Here is a 23,195-nt window from a genome sequence, read left to right on the forward strand (position 1 = left end):
TTTATCTCCGGGTTCGTTCAGCTTTTTTACGGGTTCGAAATTCAGCTATCAGTGTTTTGGCCTCTTTGATGTCGGCCTTTTGAGTGGATTTATCGCCTCCACCAAAAAGGATGATCAAACGTTTGCCCTCTTGAACTAGATAGATTCGGTAGCCAGGGCCCCAATTGATTCGGTATTCGCCGAGACCTTCAAACCATTTGATGTTGGACGTATTGCCTAGCTCCAGTCGGACCAACGCAGTGGATACCTTAAACGCAGCCTGTACAGTTAAGGTGGAAAACCAGCGTCCAAAGGGGCTTGTTTCGTTTTCCTGCAAGTATTCTTCGAGTGTGATCACAGGTGGCCCTGAAGGTAACAAATAGGTTACTTGTCATGCAAGCCAGCGATCCTGCCTTATTCGTTAACGACCGCCAATGCATCAAGTGTTTCTCGAAGCGTCAGTAGCTCACGATCAGCCTGAGGCAACACCGGCCTGCGCAACACAATCACCGGCACCCTGCGCTCCCGCGCCACTTCCAGCTTCGGTTCCGTCGCAGTGCTGCCGCTGTTCTTGCTGATCAGCACATCAATCTGCCGGCGCTCAAACAGCTCGCGTTCATCCTCGATCACAAACGGTCCACGCGCGCCGATGACTTCGCAGCGATCGTTACCGGGGTAAACGTCCAACGCGCGTAACGTCCAGAATTGCTCCGGCGGGATTTCGTGCAGATGCTGCAAGGGTTCGCGGCCGAGGGTAAACAAGGGACGATGGAAGGGTTTCAGGGCGTCGATCAATTCGGCCCAGTCGCCGACTTCTAGCCAGTTATCCCCAACCTGAGGTTGCCAGGCCGGCCGGCGCAGCGCCCAGCAGGCGATGCCGGTCAATTGCGCGGCAGTCGCGGCGTTTTGGCTGATTTGTGCGGCGTAGGGATGGGTGGCGTCCAGCAGCAGGTCGATGCCTTCATCGCGAATAAATTGCGCCAGACCTTCAGCACCGCCGTAGCCGCCAACGCGCACTTGACAGGTCAAATCCGTCGGCACCCGGCCAACACCAGCCAGGCTGTAGGTGTGTTCAGGCCCAAGGGTGCGGGCGATGGCCAGCGCTTCCGTCACGCCGCCGAGCAGCAAAACGCGCTTCATTGAAAAACTCCCGCATGACCGACAATCCCGCCCTGACGATCGATGGCAAATACTTCGACCTGAACCTGCGCCGGCACCACGCTGCGGGCAAAGTCCAACGCGTGCTGACACACCGCGTCACCGAGGGCGATGCCCGCAGCGGCAGCCATCGCCAAGGCTTGCTGGCTGGTATTGGCCTCGCGAATGGCCTGTTGCAACGTTTCGTCAGCGCCAACCGCTGCCGCCCATTCCGCCAGTTGCGGCAGGTCGATGCTCGAATGTCGGCTGTGCAAATCCATGTGCCCGGCCGCCAGTTTGCTGATCTTGCCGAAGCCGCCGCACAGGCTGAGTTTATCCACAGGCACTTTGCGCAGGTGTTTGAGCACGGCACCGACGAAGTCGCCCATTTCGATCAGGGCGATTTCCGGCAGGTTGTAGACCCGGCGCATGGTGTCTTCGCTGGCGTTGCCGGTGCAGGCGGCTATGTGCAGGTAACCGTTGGTTTTGGCGACGTCGATGCCTTGGTGGATCGAGGCGATGTAGGCCGCGCAGGAGAACGGCCGGACGATGCCGCTGGTGCCGAGAATCGACAGCCCGCCGAGAATCCCCAATCGCGGATTCATGGTTTTCAGCGCCAGGGCTTCGCCGTCCTCGACGTTGACGGTGACTTCGAAGCCGCCGTTGTAGCCGAGTTCATCGGCCAGTAACCCAAGGTGATCAGTGATCATTTTGCGCGGCACCGGGTTGATCGCCGGTTCGCCGACGGCCAGCACCAAGCCGGGTCGTGTCACCGTGCCGACACCGCGCCCAGCCTTGAAATGAATGCCCGGCTCGGCGCTCAGGCGCACGTGTGTGTACAGCAGGGCGCCGTGGGTCACGTCAGGGTCATCGCCGGCGTCTTTGAGGGTCCCGGCTTCGGCACCGTCGTCGGTCAGGCGACAAAATTCCAGGCGCATCTGCACGTGCTTGCCCTTGGGCAACACGATCTCGACTGCGTCAGCGCTCATGCCGCCCAACAACAGACGTGCTGCGGCCAGACTGGTCGCGGTGGCGCAGCTGCCGGTGGTCAGGCCGCTGCGCAACGGGGCGGGTTGTTCGGCGGTTTCGTCACGCATCGCAGGGCTTCGTCACGTCCAGCAAGGTAATGGGCAGCGCCTGGCGCCAGGTGTCGAATTCGCCCAGCGGCTGCGCTTGGGCAATATGGATGCGGGTCAGCTCGCCGCCATGTTGTTCGCGCCAGGCCATCAGGGTCATTTCACTTTGCAGTGTGACCGCGTTGGCGATCAATCGCCCGCCGGGTTTGAGTTGCGCCCAGCAGGTGTCGAGCACGCCTTCGCGGGTGACGCCGCCACCGATGAAAATCGCGTCCGGGCGTTCGAGGCCGGCCAACGCCTGTGGTGCGTTGCCGCGAATCAGTTGCAGGCCGGGCACACCGAGGGCGTCGCGGTTGTGCTCGATCAGCAACTGTCGACCTTCATCGGCTTCAATGGCCAGCGCGCGGCACGTCGGGTGGGCGCGCATCCATTCGATGCCAATCGAACCGCTACCAGCGCCGACGTCCCACAGCAGTTCACCCGGCACCGGCGCGAGGCGCGCGAGGGTGATGGCGCGTACGTCGCGCTTGGTCAGTTGGCCGTCGTGTTTGAAGGCTGAGTCCGGCAGCCCGGCCAGTCGCGAAAGACGCGGCGCGCTCGGCTCGACGAGGCACTCGATGGCGATCAGGTTCAGGTCGGCGATCAGCGGATCCTGCCAGTCATTGGCAACACCATCGATGCGCCGTTCGGCTGCACCACCCAGATGCTCCAGCACGGTGAGTCGGCTTGGGCCAAAGCCGCGTTCACGCAGCAGTGCGGCAATCGCCGCCGGGCTTTGACCGTCGTTGCTCAGCACCAGCAAGCGCACGCCGCTGAACAACTGCGCATTGAGGGCGGCGACAGGCCGGGCAACCACGGAAAGTGTCACTACTTCCTGCATTGGCCAGCCCATTCGCGCCGCCGCGAGGGAGCAAGAGGACGGCGCCGGCAGGATCTGCATTTCGTCAGCCGGCACTTGCCGCGCAAGGCTGGCGCCGACGCCGAAAAACATCGGATCGCCGCTGGCCAGCACGCACACCGGCTCACCGCGACGGGCTAGCAGCGGCTCAATGGAAAAAGGACTCGGCCACAACTGCCGCTCGCCACGGATGCACACTGGCAACAAATTCAGTTGCCGCTGACCGCCAATAATCCGCGAAGCGCGCAGCAGCGCGTGCCGGGCGTTTCTGCCCAGGCCCTTGAAGCCGTCTTCACCGATTCCCACTACTGTCAGCCAGGGTGACATCTGCAGTCCTTAAAAATAGTCCTCAAACGGACGGTTCCGACGGGCAGGCTTTTCATGCCGCCTGACAAAGCAGGCATAATACCGCGCCTTCGCCCGCGAAGCGCCTTTCCCACACAGCCGGTCGCCCCCTTGAACGAACGCCCGATGTCCACTGCCTTACGCCCCTCGGCTTGCCCGGGGTTGCTGCGTATTGTTCAGGCGTTGGATGGCGGCATCTGCCGGATCAAGTTGAATGGCGGTTCGATCAGCGCCGATCAGGCCGAAGCGGTGGCGGATGCCGCCGAACGCTTCGCCGGGGGCGTGATCGAGGCGACCAATCGCGCCAACCTGCAAATTCGCGGGATCGGCAGTGAACACGCAGCGTTGATCGACAGCCTGATGGCGGCCGGGCTGGGCCCGAGCAGTGCCGCTGGCGATGATGTACGCAACCTGATGCTCAGCCCGAGTGCCGGGATCGATCAGCACATGTTGATCGACACGCACCCATTGGCCGAGCAGATTCTCGCCACGCTGCAAGGCGATGCACGCTTGCATGACCTCAGCGCCAAATTTGCCGTGCAGCTGGATGGCGGCGAAGCCTTGGCGATGCTCGAACATCCGCATGACTTGTGGCTTTCAGCAGTCGACTGCAATGGCGAACAGCGCTGGGCCTTCGGTCTGGCCGGCTGCCCGACAGACGTGGTCGCCAGTTCCGTTTCGCTGGATCAAGGCCATGCGCTGGTCGTTGCAGTGCTTGAGTTATTTCTCGAGCAAGCGCGCCCGGATCAGACCCGCATGCGTCATCTGCTTGCCGAATGCTCACTCGACGGCTTTCTCGCTCGACTGGCCCAACGTGTGCCGCTGATGACCATCGAAGGCTGGCAGCGCACGGCAACCCCGAGTGACCTGCACATCGGCGCTCATCCACAGCGTGAGGTCGAGCGCGTGTACATCGGTGCAGTGCCGCCGCTGGGGCGTCTCGATCCTGCGATGCTGCGAGGTGTCGCACGACTGGCACGGGAACAAGGCGACGCCAGCCTGCGTTTCACGCCGTGGCAAAGCCTGTTGCTGCCCGGTGTGCCTCTCGACACTGCAGCGCAAGTTATCCACAGTCTTGAACAACTCGGCCTGCGCTGCTCGGCCAATGATGCCTTGGCCCACCTGATCGCCTGCACCGGCTCCACCGGTTGCGGCAAAGGCCTGGCTGACACCAAGGGCGATGCCCGGCAACTGGCGACGCTGCTGCAACGGCAAGGGCATGCGCTGAACGTTCACCTGTCGGGATGCTCGCGTTCCTGCGCGGCTGCGCACATCGCGCCGATCACCTTGTTGGCGGTCTCTGCCGGTCACTACGACCTTTATTTTCGCGATGCAGCACAGCCCGGTTTCGGCGCGCTGCACGCACGCAATCTTACTATTGAAGCGGTCGCAGCCTTGCTCGACGACCGTTCACGGAGCCCCCTGGATGCTTGATTACATACGCGACGGTCAGGAGATCTATCGCAATTCCTTCGCGATCATTCGCGCCGAGGCCAACCTCGCACGAATCCCCGCCGATCTGGAGAAACTCGCGGTACGCGTGATCCACGCCTGCGGGATGGTCGATGCGATTGACGGCCTGCAGTTTTCCGCTGGCGCGGGCAAGGCCGGGCGCGAGGCGCTGGCCGCCGGTGCGCCGATCCTGTGCGATGCGCGGATGGTCAGCGAAGGCGTGACCCGTGCACGGCTGCCAGCCAACAATCAGGTGATTTGCACGCTACGCGACGACAGCGTTCCTGAGCTTGCCCGCGAGTTGGGCAACACACGCTCCGCCGCCGCGCTGGAACTGTGGCGCCCACATCTGGAAGGCAGCGTGGTGGTGATTGGCAATGCGCCGACCGCGCTGTTTTACCTGCTGGAAATGCTCGACGCCGGTGCGCCGAAACCGGCGCTGATCCTCGGCTTCCCGGTGGGCTTCGTCGGTGCTGCCGAATCCAAGGCTGCACTCGCCGCCGACAGTCGCGGCGTACCGTTTGTGATCATGCAAGGCCGGCTGGGCGGTAGCGCCATGGCCGCCGCCGCCGTCAACGCCCTCGCCACGGAGATCGAATGATGCAGCAACCTGGACGCTTGATCGGCCTGGGCGTCGGCCCCGGTGATCCGGAACTGATTACCGTCAAAGCCCTGCGCCTGCTGCGTGAATCGCCGGTGGTGGCGTACTTCGTCGCCAAGGGCAAAAAGGGCAACGCCTTCGGCATCATCGAGGCACATCTGCAGGACGCGCAAACGTTGCTGCCGCTTGTGTACCCGGTGACCACCGAAGCGCTGCCGGCACCGCTGTCCTACGAGCAAGTGATCAGCGATTTCTACGATGCGGCCGGCGAAGAACTCGCCGCGCATCTGGACGCCGGCCGTGACGTGGCGGTGATCTGCGAGGGTGATCCGTTCTTCTACGGCTCCTACATGTACCTGCATGATCGTCTGGCGGAACGCTATGAAGCCGAAGTCGTGCCGGGCGTGTGCTCCATGCTCGGCGGCGCTTCGGTGCTGGGCGCGCCGTTGGTGTACCGCAATCAGAGTTTGTCGGTGCTGTCCGGCGTGCTGCCTCACGACGAGCTCAAGCGTCGACTGGCCGATGCCGACGCGGCAGTGATCATGAAACTGGGGCGCAACTTCCCCAAAGTCCGTCAGGTACTTGAAGAGCTCGGTCTGGCAGAGCGCGCTTTGTATGTCGAGCGCGCGACCATGGCCAACCAGAAAATAGTGCCACTGAATGAGGTCGAACCCATGTCCTCGCCGTACTTCTCGCTGATCATCGTTCCCGGCGAAAGGTGGCAAGGCTGATGGCCCGTCCAGTTCCGGCGATTGTCATTCTGGGCAACGGCAGCCTCGCGACCGCGCGCAAAATTCAGCAGGTTTACCCTGGCGCATTGATCCATGGCCTGGCTGAACGGGTCGAAGGCGCAGACCGTGTGTATCACGAGTTCGGCGCAACCTTGCGTGAGTTTTATCAGCAGGACACGCCGATCATCGCGCTGTGTGCGGCCGGCATTGTCATTCGCACGCTGGCGCCGTTGTTACTGGAAAAAGGCGCCGAGCCGCCGGTGCTGGCCGTGGCCGAAGACGGCAGCGCTGTAGTGCCGCTGCTCGGTGGGCTGGGCGGCGTCAACGTCATGGCGCGAGAAATTGCGGCGGGGCTGGAGGTCGCAGCGGCGATTACTACCAGCGGTGAATTGCGCTTTGGCACTTGCCTGCTCAATCCACCCAGCGGTTACGCGCTCGGTGATCTGGAGCTGGGTAAACGCTTTGTCTCCGATTTGCTTTCCGGCCAGAGCGTGCGCATCGAAGGCGCGGCGCCGTGGCTGGCACAGGCTCAATTGCCGGAAGATCCTGAGGCGCAGTTGTCGATTCACATTGGCAGTGCCGAACGCACGTCAGTGGCCAATGAGTTGCTGATCTACCCGCGCAGCGTGCTGGTGGCGGTGAACGCCGATGTGGCGGATCTGCCGAACGCGATTCGCGCGGCACTGCATCAGGCGAACATCGCCGTGCAATCGCTGGCATGCCTGTTGACCAGCGATCTGCACATGGCTAACCCGGCCTTGCGCGAAGCGGCGCTTGAGCTGAGTGTGCCACTGCGGTTTGCACCGGAGTGCGGCGGCCTCAGCGAACTGGCCCGCCACACCGTGCCGGACGCTACCGTCATTTCGGTGGACGTAGGTATTGCCATTGCCGTGGCCAGTCAACCGCTGGACCTCGCGCAGATCGGTCGTGCGCGGGGGCGTCTGGCGGTGATCGGCCTGGGCCCTGGTGCCGCCGAATTGATGGTGCCGGCGGTCAAGGCCGAGCTGGCGCGGGCCAATGATGTGCTCGGTTACGAAACCTACGTGCGCATGGCCGGGCCGTTCCGCGATGATCAGGTGCTGCACTGCACCGACAACCGTGAGGAAATGCAGCGCGCTCGCCATGCGTTCGAACTGGCCGCCCAGGGGCGCTCGGTGGTGGTCGTGTCGTCCGGTGATCCCGGCGTGTTCGCTATGGCGGCCGCGGTGCTCGAAGCGTTGCACGAATCGACTGAGTCGACGTGGCACAGCGTTGATCTTGAAATCCTTCCGGGCGTTTCTGCTTCCCTGGCAACCGCGGCTCAGGCCGGTGCGCCGTTGGGGCACGACTTCTGCGTGATGTCCCTGTCGGACAACCTCAAGCCTTGGGCAATCATCGAGAAGCGCCTGGACCTGGCGTCTCAGGCCGACCTGGCGCTAGCGTTCTACAACCCGATCTCGCGTTCGCGTCCCTGGCAGTTGGGTCGGGCGCTGGAGATTGTCGCGCAGCACCGCACGGCAGCAACGCCTGTGGTGTTGGGGCGGGACATTGGGCGTCCGGGGCAGACTTTGCGTGTCACCACGCTGGGGCAGTTGACCCCGGATCAGGTGGACATGCGCACCATGGTGCTGATCGGCTCCTCTACAACCTGTGCGTTCCCGCGTGCCGAGGGTGGCAAGTGGGTGTATACACCGCGCTGGTATGGCGATAAGCCAACTTCCTGATCGTCAGCGGCTTCGTTCTGAGGCCGCTTTATATGTGTTGCAATTTAATTAAAATAAAACTATTGCACAGTGTTTTTATAGGTGCTGATATCAGTTTTGGTTTTGGTTTTGGTTTTGGTTTTGGTTTTGGTGGGTGGCGCATATCTAGTTGTTTTTCCTGTTCTTGCATTTCTGAATATTTTGTTGGTAATCAATTGTCTGTTTTATTTTTTGAAGTTAAAAATCAATGTGGTTAGTGTTGATTTAGCGCTTTAACTCAGTCGTCAATTGTTACTCTACAGGGAAGTATATATATATGCATGATCAAGGCCGGCGTGATACGGATGGGTATGTCAGTTTTATTGATATTTTCAAGTTGTCTGATCTTGAGCAGGTGTTGCACCAACATAAAGGCACCGATGAATACGACGCGGTGTTTCGGTATTACTTCGGTTGTATAGGCCAACTCGATTTGCCACGGATGCGTGTGCCGCTTGGATTGCTGCTCCAGGCACTTGGGTCTTTTCTGCAATCCTCAAGGCGACGACGTTCCGCTGAAGTGACGGTGCTGGTGGAACCTGGCGAAGGTCAGTCCCCTACGTTGACGGACATTCATAGCCGGGTTGAAGCTTTTCAGACGCGGTTGTCCAGCAGTATTGAGCAGTTAACGGTTGCCGCCACCGAAGTGCCGAAAAACTTGCACTTTGTATGGCTTGGCGGCGGCATCGGGGATATCCAGCGCGATTACATCAATGTCTGGAAACAGGCACTGGCGGGGGAAGGCTATAACCTCAAACTCTGGTACGACAGCGACGCGTTGCTGGCCTATGAAACCAACCGGATCATGGTTGAGGCCGCCAAGGCTGATGCGATGATCAACGGTGGGACGACCAGCAAAACTGCGGTTGAACTGGGTGACAAGTACGAAGAACGGGCCATTGTCCTCAAACAACAGATGAGCGCGCATATTACCGGCGCGGTAAAACGCGGCGAAAAAGCCGACGATGCACGAATTGATCTTCTGGTTCGCGCTTATGGGCAGAACGAAGCGCATTTGAAGGCCTTGAAAGTCAAAAACCGCGAGAGCCTTTCGGCACTGGCCGAGGGAGGTCTTGAGCTGAGTGATCTGGCAAACAATGACGCGCCGCTACGCTTGCAGGCTATTTATGAGCGGGAAACCAGACTGCGCGGCAACTTTGCCGCCGCCTCCGATGTGGTACGCGTCGAAGCCTTGATCGCTGAGGGGGGAAGTTACGCGGATGTCGATAACCTGCCGCCACTTCTGGAAGTGCTGGGCGAGGTGGACATCAGTCAGTTTGGCGCTGATGCACGCCTGGGCGTGCTGCAATTATTGCTTGATCACAATCCCGAATGGATGCCAGGCCGTCAGGCGATTCGCAGCCAGTACACAAACTATTTTGAGGTCATCCCTCAGGAACATCGTCCGGCCCTGGAACGTTTTGCCCAAAGTCGTCCAGCGTTGAAAAGCGTTTTCCGCCCGCCCGTCGAGCGCCTCGTTCGTCCATCCGGACTGCGAGCTGTCGCCGAGCAAAGCAGTTTGAGTAATGCATTCCTGATGGCGCATCCCGGCTCGGCAATGCTGAGCGCCGTCATCGAACGTTTCAGGCTCAACTATGAAATGGTCGATGCCACAGCCCGGTTGGCCATGCAGAGAAGGGTTGCCTTGATCGACGCTGAAGCCATGATCAATCTTGCGCGGGAGGTCATCGAGAAAAAATTCGGTCCTTTGCGCGAACTGCCAATGGAAGAGGATCTGGCACTCAATTTTCTGGCGGAAGCAGCAGCCAACTATTACAGCGATGGTATTCGCCCACAGAGCGAAGTGACGATCTATCTGACCGGGCCTGCAGCGATGCGTGACGCAATCGATGCCTACGTCCGAATGCACTTCACCCCGCAGGCGGCTGACACCTGGCGAGAGGATGTGGCTATTACCCCCATCGCGACCGTCAACCGGTCGACCGAGGAGGAGCTGGATCACTCCTGGAAAGAAAACGCGAGTGACACCTCCCTATGGCTGACCCGTGAGCAACAACACTGGAAAGAGGGGAAATTCAAGAACCGCTTCATGGGTGATATGGGGGCGCTGCTGAAGTACCAGGCCATTGATTTCGAGGAAGGCTGGCCGGTCATCGAAGGGCGTCATGTGTTGTCGACCGATCTGTTGCAGCACTTGGCTGATAAACTCGGTGAGCCGTTTCTGCAAGCGATGAATGAACAGCGCAGCGAGACGGTGACGTTTGAAAAGGCCGTGCCGTTGAACTTTGATGACCGGCAATCGATCATCGCCCAGGACGCAAAAACGCTGCCTCCTGCTTCGCTGAGCGACACGATGCGCCAAGGTCTGTCAGTCGATGAGATCTTGACCAAAATTGCCAGCGGCTCGTTTTCGACGACGCAATTGAGCCCCGCTCAGCGCCTGTTGCTCGGTGCTTTGCTGGGGGCGAAGGCGCTGGATAACCGCAGCTTCGAGGCGCTGAGTGCCGAGCTGGATAACCTGGTCAACAGGCTTCGCGATCTGGGTGTTTCGGGGCGTTACGCGGTCATTGAACGTCAGCTTTTCAAACACAATGCGCCAGCCTTTATGGCTGGAATGAATCGAATGCCCGGCGAGCCGCCAGCGTTCTCCGAGCACGCGCTGGAACTCAAGGCCAATGCTCTCGCGCAACCGTTGACCTTGCGGCAATGGGGGCAACACGTCGCCCGCATCCAACAGGTCGCCAAGCTTGAATACCGTGACCGGATTGTCGAGCGAGTGGGCATTGTCCTGGACAGCTTTCATGCGGGTACGACGAAACTGGTGCCCCAGGATCTGCTTCTACAGGGAGCTGGCGAGCGGGTGGGTGGCCGCTGTTATCCGCTGGCACTGGCGATGGCCGCGGCGTTGGTACACGGTCCTGCTGCTGCCAATACCTTGCGGGAGCGCTTCTACCTCGGAGTCATTGACCCCGAAGAAAATGACTCCGCGGTCTTTCTGCACGCTGTGGAAGAAATGCGTGGCGTGCAGCTTAACGAAATGGGCACCGCCCTCGCTCGCTCTGATGTGGCGCAGGTGGTGGCGGTACTGGAAGCCAGGACAGCCACCAGTACCTTGATGCTCAACTCCAACAACCATTCGATGCTGGTGGCGAAAACCTTTGTCGGCGAGCGCGGCCTTTATCACTTCTACGATCCGAACTTTGGTGTGTTCGAGTTTGAGCAACCGCTGCTGTTTCGCGAAGCGTTGGACCAGTTCTTCCTGCAACATGAAATGGCCAGGCAGTACGCCGCTTATGGCGAGGCAATCCGGCCAACGTTTGACCTGATCGAACTGGACGGTGCTCGTCTGTCCGAGACGTTGTTGCCTTCGGGGATTCGTATCTCCGAGCTGCTGCAACCTGGCCCCTTGAAGGAGCGGTCATTGCCTGTGGTCCGCCAGCGTCTGGCCAGTGCTCACGGCGAGTCGCTGATGAGCAACCCGCGGTTGGGCAGCAGCTTGCTGGAGCTCGACAGCTATGGGTGGAGCCAGCAGATACGCGAGGCGACCACTGATCTACTGGAAAAAAATCAGCTGTCGCATGAGCTTGTCCCGTTGTTCGAAACACTGGAGGTGACCCCGGTCGGTGAGTATCGCCTGAGCCTGATCGATCCCAAGACGCCTGAGCACCTGGTGCAAGTCATTACCAACGATCAGCGCTTCCTGCGCATCAAAACCTATCTGTCAGAGCAATTCTCTGCGCTGGCCGCAAAACCCTGGGCGCCGGTCAATGAGCCGGATCCGACCGGCGCCGACAGCGTCCATACCTTGAATGCGGGTTTCACCATCCAGGCGCTGATGAACGCGTTGCGCAATCAGGAAGGTGCCGGGAGGCCATTGACGATGGCCGTTCGGCTGCACGCTTACGTCAACTACGCACAACTGGTGCATGGCAACGTGGTCGATGTGTTGGGGCTGGTCAAACTGGTGCGCCAAGCGCTGGCTGAAGAGAAGGTGATCGCTCAAACCTGTGCGCCGGTAGTGACCGAAGCGTTGGGACATGTCGCCAACGAAGGCGTGGGTACGGTATTAGGCCTGGCCAACGTCGGTTTCGATATCTACCAGTTATCCACGGCCGACAACGACGTCGAGCGTGCGCAGTACGGTACTCAGCTGGCATTCGATTCCGCCAGTGTGTTGCTGGCAGGGGCCGGGATCGGTGCCGGTGTGGTGGGGGCGAGCACGGCGGCCGCGGTGCTGGGTGGTGCCGGTGTGATTCTGGGAGGCCTGGCGATTGGTGCGGCAGCACTCGCACAGGGTTTTGCGGTCATTGCCGAAGAGGTCAAACAGGTCGGGTTGTTTTTTGACGGGCTCGAACGAGCGTATCGCGAAGGCGGCTACCGGTTCGAGGAGGCCACTGGCGCGTGGCTACCTCAATCGGCTCTGGTCATCCAGACACTGGACCTGAAGGCGCAAGCCCTGGCATTGGGCAGCCCCGAACTGTTTCCCCTGCGTGATCATTTCGGGGTCCCCGACTTTGATGCGGATTACGACCGCGCAATTGATATTCGCCGCGAACTCGGTTTGCCGGGGCGCGCCGCGTTTGCACCGGCTGCGGGTCAGCCTGTCGTGCTGCCGTGCACGCCGAAAACGGTTTATGGCTATGAATACAAATGGCTGCCCTTTTCGACGCTGCGCCACGACGTCGGGTTTGATACGGCGCGGCGTCTGGAAAGGAGGAAATCGGATGGCCAGCGTCAGTTTCTGTTTTCGTTCTATTCGTTTCCCGGTGACTACATTGTCTATCGCCTGAACCCGGTCTATCAGTCTACGGTGATCACTGTGCGGCTGGACGCCATCGCGCGCACGCTGGTGGTGCCCGCGCTGCCGAAATCGTGGCACGACACGATCACTTATAAAGTCGAGGGCGCCGGCGCGAACTGCTTGCTCGTGCTCAATCCCGGAGTGAAAATTGAACTGGAGTCACCGAGCCAGGAGACCTCACATTGGTTGCTACAGGCCTCGTGGGCGAAGGAAAGCGATATTCGAGTGGAGCCTTTCGGCGGGCTCTTCATTGGCACCATCAAAGTGGAGTTGAGCGGCAAGGGGCGCCATGAGGTCCTGATAAAGATCGGCAAGAATCAAGTCTTCAAGGTCGACATTGCCAAGGTGGCATTGACGGTTATCGAGCAGGACGCGACCCCGGGCATGGATGCCCAGGCGTTGCAGGATCACTTCAAGACGTTGGCCCGAGCGCATCGCCTGGGCATGCCTTACACGCCGGTTCATCAGTTCCCGGTCCCGTTCGAAAACCCCGATGAGCCCAGGTTCACGACTGCCTGGTACGACTCGGCGGTCGATCGCTTCCTGTACTTCCGTGACGACGCGTTGGGGGAGGCCGATGAGGCGTTGCTGGGCGCGGTGGTCGACGGTTTCGCGTACTTCTATGACCCGCGAAATTACCTTGTCTGGCAAGTCGACGCGGTGACTGGCCTGCTCAACCGGCGTTATCGGCTGTTGCTCGCTGAGGCTGCCGAAAGTTTCATCACCCACTGCAAAGAGACGACGCACGGGGTGATTACTATCGTTCAGAAGGTCACTCGTAAAGACCGGACGGTGGATGAATTTATTTACCAGTTGCATGAAGACAAACTGTTGTTGAGTTCGAGGACCAGAGACCTGGACCCGGCGCTGGAAGCGGTCGTGAGCAAGAGCGAGAGACTCGTCGACTGGGCGCAGGTCTTGGGTGAACATGTTTCGTATACGCCTGCCACGGAAAACGCTGTCGTGACCACTGTCGACTGGCAGCCTGCGGCGTACGTCTCGATTTGCTGGAAGGTGGATTCGACGCTGCGCGACCTGGCCTGGATTCGTCGCAGTGACCGCCTGATTGTCCGCCCTACCGCGCCGCGCCACCGGGAGAGAGGTTGGCCGGATTCCATCAAGAATTTGAAGGAGCTCACCCTTGTCCCGACTGCGAACGATGAAGTGGATGTGTTCGTCGTCTATGACAAGGCAGCCAGGCGGCTGACTCGGCAGCAACGAATCAACGGGACCTGGTCCGTTGAACCGATTGAACCCGAAGGGTTGGTGAATGTGGTTGCCATTGAAGAGGAATATCTGGCGCTGACGGATAAAGGCCTGTTCTTCAATGTGAACGCCGACGGTCGCCTGCAGTTGGGTGGCCTGACGGATGACTGGCTCAAGGATCGGGCACATTGGTGGTTGGCGCTCGACACCGTGGCGGGTCAACACCCGGTCGCGAGTTTTGCCATTGTGGGATTGACCCACGTGCACGGTCATCTGCGGTTGAGTGCCTGGTATGTGAACAATCGGTTGCTGTTATCCGATCTGGGGCGTGGCGGGGAAGTGCGCTTGCTCAGCATTACGCCGGACAACACTGCGGCCTGGTTGCTGGAGCTTTCTACCGGTGAAGTCTACCGCCAGCGCTTTGTCGATCCTGCGCAACTGGACAGTGCATTTGGCCAGGGCTTGCGATTGTTGCAGGCCGACGCGATACCGGCACCTGTGCGTGAATGGGCGCCTTGGCAGTTTGCCGATGTCACAGCACAAGGCGCAGGCCTTCGCGCAACAACGCTTGAGGGGATCTACGTGGAATTGCGCTATCAGGAGTCGGTGTTGATCACCGGCGTCGATAGCCAATGGGTGACTGTTCAGAACGGCCCGTTGCAAGACAGCCTCAAGCAACTGGTTGAGAGCCATAGGCACGCGGCGTTCCTTTCGGTAGAGGAGCCCGACAGCCTGCAATGGTATGTGTCCGAGACCGGTCGCTTGATCCGGGTTTCGAAAGCGTCGCTAACCGACGACTTCGAACTCTTGGGTACCCGGCAGCAAACCAATGTGTTGCTGCATGAAAGCAAGGATGGTCTGCTGCATACCTACCCGGGCATGGAGCAGGCCGGCCCCGTCCACTATGTTCAGCGCAACGCTGAAGTGCTGACGATCGAAGCGCAGATGACGGTAAGTGAGCTCTTGCCGCTGATTCCCGACGATGTGAATACCCTGATTCTTCGACTGGGGCAGGGCGCGGTCAGTTGTCGTTTATCGAAGGTTGCCTGGTTGAGGCTGGAGTTGGTCATCATCGATTGCCGACATTCACTGGGCCGTGCCCCGTTGATACCGGGCAAGTTGATCTGGGAGTTGGACCATCCTGGAAAATTGTTGCTGAACAAGGTCGGCGACCACTTGGTGGTCATGGATCCTGACAGTGGACACAGTTTGATCTTTCGTGAGGTCTTTGCAGCGGATCCAGCATTACGGGGGGAGGTGTTCGTGGCATTAAGCGGTTATCAGACCTTTGCGGTATCAACATTGGTAAGTGTCTTGGCTACCCGTTGGAATGCCCAGGGCGGTGTACCGCTGACTGAAATTTTGCCGGCCGTGGCAGTTGAAACTGTAGAAGGTTAAGTTCTGAAGCGTCGCGCCAGGCATTGCGTTGTTCAATAGATAAGTTGCAGTTGTGGGGTTGAACAAGTCACGAACCATTAAGTTTGTGGCTTGTTAGTTATTTTTGAATTGCCGGATGTTTTGCCAGTGTCTGCATTGTTATGCGGGATTTTTTGGTGTGCCTGATCTTTATTTTAATTGTTATAAACACAAGGATGTAAATGTAATGAGTTCCATAGCAGAAATGCCGAATAATGGGCATGGCTTTATTTCGCTGGAAGAGTTTTTCGACGTTAAGGCTGCCTTTGCCGAGTTTTCGACAACACCCGAATATTTTGCGCTTGAACAGTATTATCGTCTTGCGAGCGAACGTTTCAATGCCTCTGAAAAACTGACGCCCGTGAAACTCTTTCAGGAAACATTCGAGTCGCTGCTGCGTAAAAAAAATACAGCGCTGTCGCCCTCTCTCAAGCAGACCCACGTCAGCCTCTCGCACTATGCAGACAGGCTGTCCAATACAGTCGCCATGCTCTCCAAGGCCACTGCACCGGTGCCTAAAATCATGCACTTCGTTTGGGTCGGCGGCAGTGAAGTAGGGGCGATTCAGCGTGATTACATGAACATCTGGCGTAAGGTTCTCGCTCCAGAGGGGTACACCTTCAATCTTTGGTACGACAGCGATGCCTTGCTGGCCTTCGAGATGAACCGGGTGATTCTCGACAGTTCCAGAGTGCATGCCATGGAGTCCGGGGGCGATAAAGTGACTGACCCTCTGAAACTCTCAAGGATGATCGAAGACCGCGCTCGTGTATTGAAATGGCAAATGGCGGATTTTCTCAATCAACCCCAATGGGCCGGCAGGGCCGACGAGGCGAGGATCGACCTGATGGTTCGGGCTTATGGCAAGGATCGCGCAGTGCTGGAAGCCTTTCGCCAAAAGTGCCTGGACACCCATTTGGAGGTGGCGGGGCAGGATCTGCTGCTGCGGGATGTTCGCCATGAATTCGCCGATCATTATTTAAAAGATGTTTATCAGCGCGAGGTCGCCATGCGCGGCAACTTCGCCGCGGCCAGTGATGTCGTGCGCTTGCAGGCCGAGTATCTGGAGGGTGGTCGTTACAGTGATATGGATTATTTGCCACCGTTGGCCGATAAACTGGGTGGAGTTGATATTAGAGGGTATAGCGAGACTGCCCGGCTCGGCGTATTGCAGTTGTTGCTCAACCAAAACGACACCTTGATGCCGGGTCGAGATGCAGAACGTTATCCGGACAGAACCGACAAGATTCCCTCGGGGGATAAAGAGGCGCTGCTCAAGTTCGCCCGCAGTAAACCCGGATTATTTGAATTATTTGTCCCGCCCCAGGATGGCCAAGCCTCCAAAGACGGGTTTCGAATGGCTATTCAGTTCGATCGTGAAATGAACTCTCATTTTATCGCCCATCCAGAGGGTGGTATGAATGAGACGATCATGCAGATAATCCGATTCAACTACGACTGTCTTTATGAGGTTGAGCGCCGATTAACTCAGGATGGAAAACAATGGAGCGACGTCGCTGAATTGCTGGCTACCATTCAAAAGGTTTTAATTGAAAAGAGAGACACAGGAACGGCACTCACACACTCACGCAGGAACATTCTAACCAACTTGGGCGAAGCCATTTTCGAGTATTACCAGGACGGAATTCGCATCGGTGCACGCGGGACTATCACGTTGACCGGCCCCGGTGCTGCTGTCAGCGGGCTGGAGGAGTACACCGAAACGCACGTGGTTGTTGAAGACAGCACCAATGTTCGCGTTCAGTTGAAGTTGGCCGAGGGCTATAACGTCGCCACCGAAGAAGAAAAAATATCCGGCTGGACCGTTAATGCCGAACCTCATGAATGGCTGGCAAAAGAGCAGGAGAAATGGAAGAGCGGCAAACTCAAGACCCGTTACACCGGGAATATGGCAGAACTTCTAAGGGAGCAAACCCTGACCTTCAAACAGGGCTGGCCGGTCATCGAAGGCAAACCTGTGCTGCAGACCTCAATCCTGCAGCAGTTGCTCGATGATTTGGGCGAGCCGTTCATCCAGGCAATGAATGACAAGTTGAGTGGCGAGGTGACCTTCGACAAACCGATGTCGATCAGCTTCGACAAGCGCCAGCAGATCCTCGCGCAACCTGCCTACGAGCTTCCGGTCTCGAACGGCGCGCAACCCGTCGGCAACCTGAACGAGATGTTCACCCGCATCGATCATGGTTCGCTGCGTCTGGAGCAGATAAGCCCGTTGCAACGTGTATTGCTCGGTGGACTGCTCGGCGCGCAATCGCTTGACGAGGCGGGTTTTGCAGGGACCTGGCAAGACGCCTGCGCCCTTGCCGCCAACACGGCTGATCGAGGTCTTTCGGCGCGTTATGAAGCCATTGAACGCACACTTCTCTCGCAACGCACGGTGGCATTCGAAGCCGGGTTTAACCTGCGCCCGTCTACTGAAGACTCCGCACAGAGCTCTCAGGAACTCAAGGTCCGCGCGCTCACCGAACCGCTGAGTATCCGGCAGTGGGGGGCGCATGTTGCGCGCATCCAGAAGGTTGCTCATGACGAGTATCGCTCTCAGATTCTCCAGCGAGGTGCCGCCGTTCGGGCGCTGTTGTTCAAGGCGGGTGCCACGTCTGCCAAGCAATTGCCCCAAGAGTTGTTGATCAGGGGGGAAGGTGATCCCGGCCGCCGTTGTTATCCGTTGGCGCTGGTGATGGCGGCTGCGTTGAGCAAGGGCGAAGCGGCAGAGCGGACGCTGATCGGCAAAGTGGCTACCGCCAGCCTGGCGCCCGAAGACGGCAAGACTCAGGTCCTGTTGCAGATCCTGGATGAACTGCGCGCATTTCCAATGACCGATTTTGGCCATAAAGCGGGGAGCGCCAGCCTGGAGCAGGTTATTCAACGGCTGGAAGCGAAAGACTCGACCGGCGCGTTGATGATCAATACCGATAACCACTCCCTGTTGCTGGTGAAGGGCGGGGTGTCCGGGGAAAGGACCTACCGTTTTTATGATCCAAACTTTGGTGTATTTGGATTCGATACCGTGCAATCCCTTCGACACGGGCTCGAGCGTTTCTTCGATCTGCCTGGGCTGGCCAGGCTTTATGGTGTGGAAGGCTCAGCGAATGCACGTTTCGATCTCATCGCGCTGGATGGCGCGCGTATTGCCCAGAAGACGTTGATCTCGACAGCCCGTGTTGCCGATCTGTTGTCCAGCAACCCGGTAAACGGGGAAGCAGGAATCTCGACCTGGCAGCATCACGCTGCGTTGCGTGCCCGGGCGTTGTCCGAGAATGCTCGATTGGGGCGCAGTCTGGCGGAGCTGGATGGCAGGGGCTGGGCGCGGCAGTTCGAGCAAGTGATGACCCGACTGCGCGAGACTCATTCGTTGGGACAGGATTACGTGCCGCTGCTGGAAACCGTCAAGGTTGATTCCTCCGGGAAATGGAGCGTGTCCCTGATCGATATCAAGGATCCGCAAAAAGTCGTTCACGTCACCGTTGAAGACTCGCGCCTGTTCAAGATCAAGACGTGGTTGCACGAGCAATTCAATACGCTGGCAGGCAGTGGTACCGAGCACGCGGCGGGCGAGCCATCGGCAGTCAATACGCTGAATGCCGGTTTTTCGATCCATGCGTTGCTCGATGCGCTGCACAACCATGAGGACACTACCCCGCGCACCCGCGCAGCCCCTTTGGCCACGGCGGTGCGTCTGCATGGCTACGTGATTTATGCCCAACTCATTCATGGCAACTTGGTCGATGTCGCCGGCGTGGTTCAATTGGTCAGGCAGGCATTGATGGATGAACAGGTCATTGCTGCTACCACCTCCAGGGCAGTGGGCCGCGCGCTCGGGCGTGTGGCGGGTGAGGGGGTGGGCAATGTGCTTGCGTTGGTCAACGTCGGGTTTGACATCTATGAGCTGGCCAATGCTGACAACTCTGCGCAAAAGGCTCGCGCCGCGACTCAGTTGACCTTCGACCTGGCCGGCCTGGTGTTAAGCGGCGTGGCATTAGCGGTGGGCGGTACCGTCGGTGCGTTCGCCGGGCCGCTTGCCGTTGTGGTCGCCGGCGTGGGCTACGGCGTGAGCGCACTGGTGAGCAACTACAGCGCGATCCTGGAGAAAGCCCAGCAAGTGGGGCTGTATTTTGATTGGCTTAAAAAGAGTTACGGCCTCGGTGGTCATTCCCTGATCGATGGCATTGTTCGTTCGATGCCGCAAGTGGTGATAACGACTCTGGATTTGCGCAACCGGATGATCGAATTCGGCAGTCAGGCATTGTTTGCGGAGCATCGCAACGGGCCGGGATTGCCCGATTACTATGGCGATATCTCAAAGGCGATCAACATTCGCGAAGGCTGGGGTTTACCTGGTCAGGCCTTGATCGCCGGTGGCCCGGGCGATGAGCCCGCTGATGACTACTCAGGGGATCGCACGGTGATCGGAGCGATTTTGCCTTGTACGCCCTTGTGCTACTTCGGCTATGAATACCAGCTCATGCCAGGTGCCGTTAACCGTCACGACACGGGTTTCGATGTAGTCCGTGAGCTGGAGTTTGATGCCCAGGGCAACCGACAGTTTTACTTCACACCCTGGACCCCTTTTGAGTACATCGTCTACACAGTAAGACCGGTCTACAAACCCACCACGGTCAGCGTTCTGCTCGATAAAGACAGCCAGTCGCTTTACGTCCCGCAAATACCGCTTGAGTGGAGAGGACTGATTACCTACGACATTGAAGGTGTGGAAGGGCAGTGCTCGTTGTCGCTGAACCCCGGTGTCGCCGCTGTCCGGTTGATGGCCGCCTCCGTCGAAGCGCCGATGCGTTGGGTGCTTCGTGCACCGTGGGTGGACGAAGAGGCGGTGAAATTCGACCCTTCGGGCCTGCGGGTTGATGGTATCGATATACAGGTTGCAGCAGGGACTGAACTGTATCTCCAGCTTGAGGGTGGGCAGATGTTCGCTGTCGACTGGACGCACAAACGACTTGTGCTTGAGGAGCAGGAAATCGAAAACGCTTTCGATTCACGACTGTTGCAGGAGCATCTGGCGAAACTGGCTCACGAACATCGCCTGGCCAGTCCTTATGTGCCGCTGCACAACTTCAGTGTGCCGTTCGCTGACCCGGCGGCACCGATTCGCACCAATGGTTTCTACGAAGCGGCCAAGGACCGTTTCCTGTATGTCCGCAACCTGCCGGCGGCTGTCTGCGCCGACATTCAGCTGGGTGTCGTGTCGGGGGATGATTTGTACTTTTACCATCGCGAACAGCCGACTGTCTGGCGCGTTGACGCCATCACCGGGCAGGTGACCCAGCGGTATCGTTTGCTGAACCCTGTCCAGGGTTCAACCATCATTGCCTGTCAGGATGCGGGCGCGGCGATTCGTGTCGTGCAGCAGGTCATGGACCGTGAGGGCATTCTTTATCGCATGGACTATCTGCTGTCGGCCGAAAGCACACATCTGTGTGCCATCGAAACGACCATGGACGATGTACTCGGGTTTACCGGGGAGGACTTTGTCTGGGGTGGCTGGGCGCAGTTCCTCGCGAATTTCGACGTACAGGATTCGTTTGAGGATTCCACTGTCGGTATGTCCGACGCGATTGAGCACTGGACCCCGGCGACATTTATCTCGATGCAGGTTCGCCTCAAACATCAACTGCATACCGCCTGGGTGCGCATCAGCGATAACTGGCTTGTCTGGAGCCGTGAAGTCCAAACCAATGGTTGGGTGCTACTGATGCCTTCAAGCACCGATAGTGACAGCGTGCTGTTCTACAATGATGCCCGGCACACCCTGTGGCGCTGGACGCGCGGTACGGGCGACAAGCCGGTGTTGGTCGCGGCGCTTAGTGGATTGAAAAGCATGATCGCCGTGGTGGGAGGCTACCTTGCCCTCACCCGGGAAGGCTTGCTGTTTGATGTCGGCAACAATGGTGTCATCCGGCTGCAAGGTCTGAACGAGCAGTGGCTCGGCGCTCACCCTTCATGGCTGGCGGAGTTGCCGGGGATCACCGGACACTACTCGGTCGATGACGTGTCGATTGTCGGCCTTTCCAACGCGCAGGGCTTCCCGATGTCCGTCTGGTATCAGGACAAGCAATTACTGCTTGTTGATCCTGCTTACGGCAAGGATTTGCAGCGGCTGGGTTCTACGCCTGACAAACACGCTGCGTGGTTTTTTGCGCGAGGGACGGGACGGCTTTATCGTCAGGCCTGTCTTGCGGTAGAACACATGCAGACGGCATTCGGCGATGACAAGCGTTTGCGGCACAACGATGTGATTCCCGCGTTGCAGGCGGTATGGCCACAGTGGTCCTTTGCTGATATCGCGGTGAACGGCGCCGGTCTCCAAGGTTGGACCCATGACGGCGTCTGCCTTGAGTTGCTCGACGGTGAGCCGGCCACAATCACGGGTGTGGACACGCGTTTTTTCCCGCAGCAACTGACCCTGCAGGAGCAGACGTCGAAGTTGCGACGCTTGATCGACAATCAGCGCCATGCACTGGCCTTGAGGGTTGGCAATGAGGGTGAAAGGTTCACCTGGTATGACACCTCGGCTGGCCGACTCTTTACGACCGATGGGCGATTCGACGGGCAGTGGTCTTCGTACCTCGGGGCTCGGGACCGGCAGACCTTCCTGGTCTACGATCCGATCGGTCGCCTGCTGTTCAGTAACAAGCGTGATGTCTGGTTGACGCCAGGCACGGTACAGCGGGATGCCGCAGTACTGACCCTTGAAACCGACCATCGAATCGACGACCTGTTGCCGCTGATTCCCGATGAAATCACCACGCTGATTCTGGCGAGCGAGCAGGGCGTGTTGACCTGTCGTGTGTCGGCGCAGGTCTGGGCGCGACTCGACTGCATCATTGTCGAGTGCGCGCGCTTGCAAGACACGAACAAGTCGGTGTCCGGCCTGTTGAAGTTGGAGACTGGTGCACAGGACGGTTGGCAGGTAAACCTGATCGGAGAGCATTTGCTGTTTACCGATCCCGACAGCGGACGCAGCCTGGTCTTTCGTGACGCTCATGCCATGCGCAGTTCGCTTACTCTGAGTCTTCAGGTCCTGGGTGGCACGTTTGAGGCCCCCCTCGATGAGTGGGTGCAAGCGATGGATAGCGCCGATGCGGAAGGTCTCGCGCTGGTGTCTCTGGTCAAAAGGTTGAACGACGTGTAAGCCTGCGCCATGAGCTGATCCCGGCGTGCACAAGGCCGCAGGTTTTCGAACCGGCGGCCTTGTGCATTTGGTCGTCAGGGAACCAGATAGCCTTTCACCCCGGTAAAGATGATTTGTGCGGCCAGTGCGCAGACAAACAATCCCATCAACCGGCTGACAATCTGCAGCCCCTGATCACCAAGAATCCGCTCGATGTGGTTGGACAGATAAAGCACCACGCCCACGGTGAAACTCGCCAGGGCAATACTGAGAATCGCCGTGAGTTTGTCGTCCCAATGTGGCTGACCGATGCCCATCACCAGCAATGCACCGATGGTGCCGGGTCCGACTGTCAGAGGAATGGTCAGCGGGACGATGGTCACGTCCTGCTGCACGTTATCGGTTTGCACCGCCGACTTGCCTTGGGCCATGCCCAGCGCCGAGATGAACAGTACGCTTCCGGCGCCGATGCGGAACGCATCCACGGTGATGCCGAAGACACTGAAAATCACCCGGCCGAACAGGTACAGCAAAACGCTGGACACCAGCGTGGCGACTGCCACTTTCCAGGCCAGGCGTCGTTGTTCCTTGCGTGAATAGCCGCGGGTCAAGCTGATGAAGCAGGACAACACGAAGAACGGGCTGTAGAGCACCAGCATCTTCAGGTAAACGCTGAATAACACTTGAAGCATGGTGCGAGCTCACTGGCGGGGGACGTCGAGAG

The 23,195-nt window shown here is 58.8% G+C and carries 11 protein-coding genes; 6 read left to right on the forward strand and 5 right to left on the reverse strand.

All coding sequences use genetic code 11. The features are described 5' to 3' along the window. Position 1: 1 nt before the first annotated feature. Genes AC3ISI_RS03010 through cbiE form a run of 4 tightly spaced genes read right to left on the reverse strand, consistent with a single transcriptional unit; the run spans position 2 to position 3,417 of the window. Positions 2-337, reverse strand: coding sequence for a type II toxin-antitoxin system RelE/ParE family toxin (locus AC3ISI_RS03010; protein ID WP_489335417.1), 336 nt, complete (start codon positions 335-337; stop codon positions 2-4). 56 nt (positions 338-393) lie between these two features. After that, a complete protein-coding gene (locus AC3ISI_RS03015) occupies positions 394-1,119 on the reverse strand; it encodes a cobalt-precorrin-6A reductase (RefSeq protein WP_489335418.1) in 726 nt (241 codons plus the stop codon). Continuing rightward, positions 1,116-2,213 (reverse strand): cobalt-precorrin-5B (C(1))-methyltransferase, encoded by a 1,098-nt coding sequence (locus AC3ISI_RS03020; RefSeq protein WP_489335419.1) that lies wholly within the window; start codon positions 2,211-2,213, stop codon positions 1,116-1,118. Before AC3ISI_RS03020 ends, AC3ISI_RS03015 begins: the two co-directional genes overlap by 4 nt. Beyond that, positions 2,206-3,417, reverse strand: coding sequence for a precorrin-6y C5,15-methyltransferase (decarboxylating) subunit CbiE (gene cbiE, locus AC3ISI_RS03025; protein ID WP_489335420.1), 1,212 nt, complete (start codon positions 3,415-3,417; stop codon positions 2,206-2,208). The genes AC3ISI_RS03020 and cbiE overlap by 8 nt, the downstream gene beginning before the upstream one ends. 144 nt (positions 3,418-3,561) lie before the next feature. Between cbiE and cobG the strand changes: the two genes are divergently transcribed. The 6 genes from cobG (at position 3,562) to AC3ISI_RS03055 (ending at position 22,492) form a co-directional block, all read left to right on the forward strand. Then, positions 3,562-4,869, forward strand: a complete 1,308-nt coding sequence (cobG, locus tag AC3ISI_RS03030) for a precorrin-3B synthase (protein WP_489335421.1) — start codon at positions 3,562-3,564, stop codon at positions 4,867-4,869. Beyond that, positions 4,862-5,488 carry a precorrin-8X methylmutase gene (locus AC3ISI_RS03035; protein ID WP_489335422.1) on the forward strand — a complete coding sequence of 209 codons (627 nt, stop codon included), beginning with the start codon at positions 4,862-4,864 and terminating at the stop codon, positions 5,486-5,488. The genes cobG and AC3ISI_RS03035 overlap by 8 nt, the downstream gene beginning before the upstream one ends. Then, positions 5,488-6,219 carry a precorrin-2 C(20)-methyltransferase gene (locus AC3ISI_RS03040; protein ID WP_477795665.1) on the forward strand — a complete coding sequence of 244 codons (732 nt, stop codon included), beginning with the start codon at positions 5,488-5,490 and terminating at the stop codon, positions 6,217-6,219. Before AC3ISI_RS03035 ends, AC3ISI_RS03040 begins: the two co-directional genes overlap by 1 nt. After that, positions 6,219-7,922: a precorrin-3B C(17)-methyltransferase gene (cobJ, locus tag AC3ISI_RS03045; RefSeq protein WP_489335423.1), complete on the forward strand. Its 1,704-nt coding sequence runs from the start codon at positions 6,219-6,221 to the stop codon at positions 7,920-7,922. Before AC3ISI_RS03040 ends, cobJ begins: the two co-directional genes overlap by 1 nt. Positions 7,923-8,217: 295 nt before the next feature. Continuing rightward, positions 8,218-15,306 carry a TcdA/TcdB pore-forming domain-containing protein gene (locus AC3ISI_RS03050; RefSeq protein ID WP_489335424.1) on the forward strand — a complete coding sequence of 2,363 codons (7,089 nt, stop codon included), beginning with the start codon at positions 8,218-8,220 and terminating at the stop codon, positions 15,304-15,306. Between the two features lie 205 nt (positions 15,307-15,511). Further along, the gene (locus tag AC3ISI_RS03055) at positions 15,512-22,492 is read left to right on the forward strand and encodes a TcdA/TcdB pore-forming domain-containing protein (protein WP_489335425.1); all 6,981 of its coding nucleotides are present in this window, start codon (positions 15,512-15,514) and stop codon (positions 22,490-22,492) included. Positions 22,493-22,566: 74 nt separating this feature from the next. Here the strand turns inward: AC3ISI_RS03055 and AC3ISI_RS03060 are convergent, their stop codons facing one another. Beyond that, entirely contained in the window at positions 22,567-23,163 is a 597-nt protein-coding gene (locus tag AC3ISI_RS03060) for a MarC family protein (RefSeq protein ID WP_489335426.1), read from the reverse strand. Between the last annotated feature and the right edge of the window lie 32 nt (positions 23,164-23,195).

Source organism: Pseudomonas sp. GL_139_B, assembly GCF_057834475.1.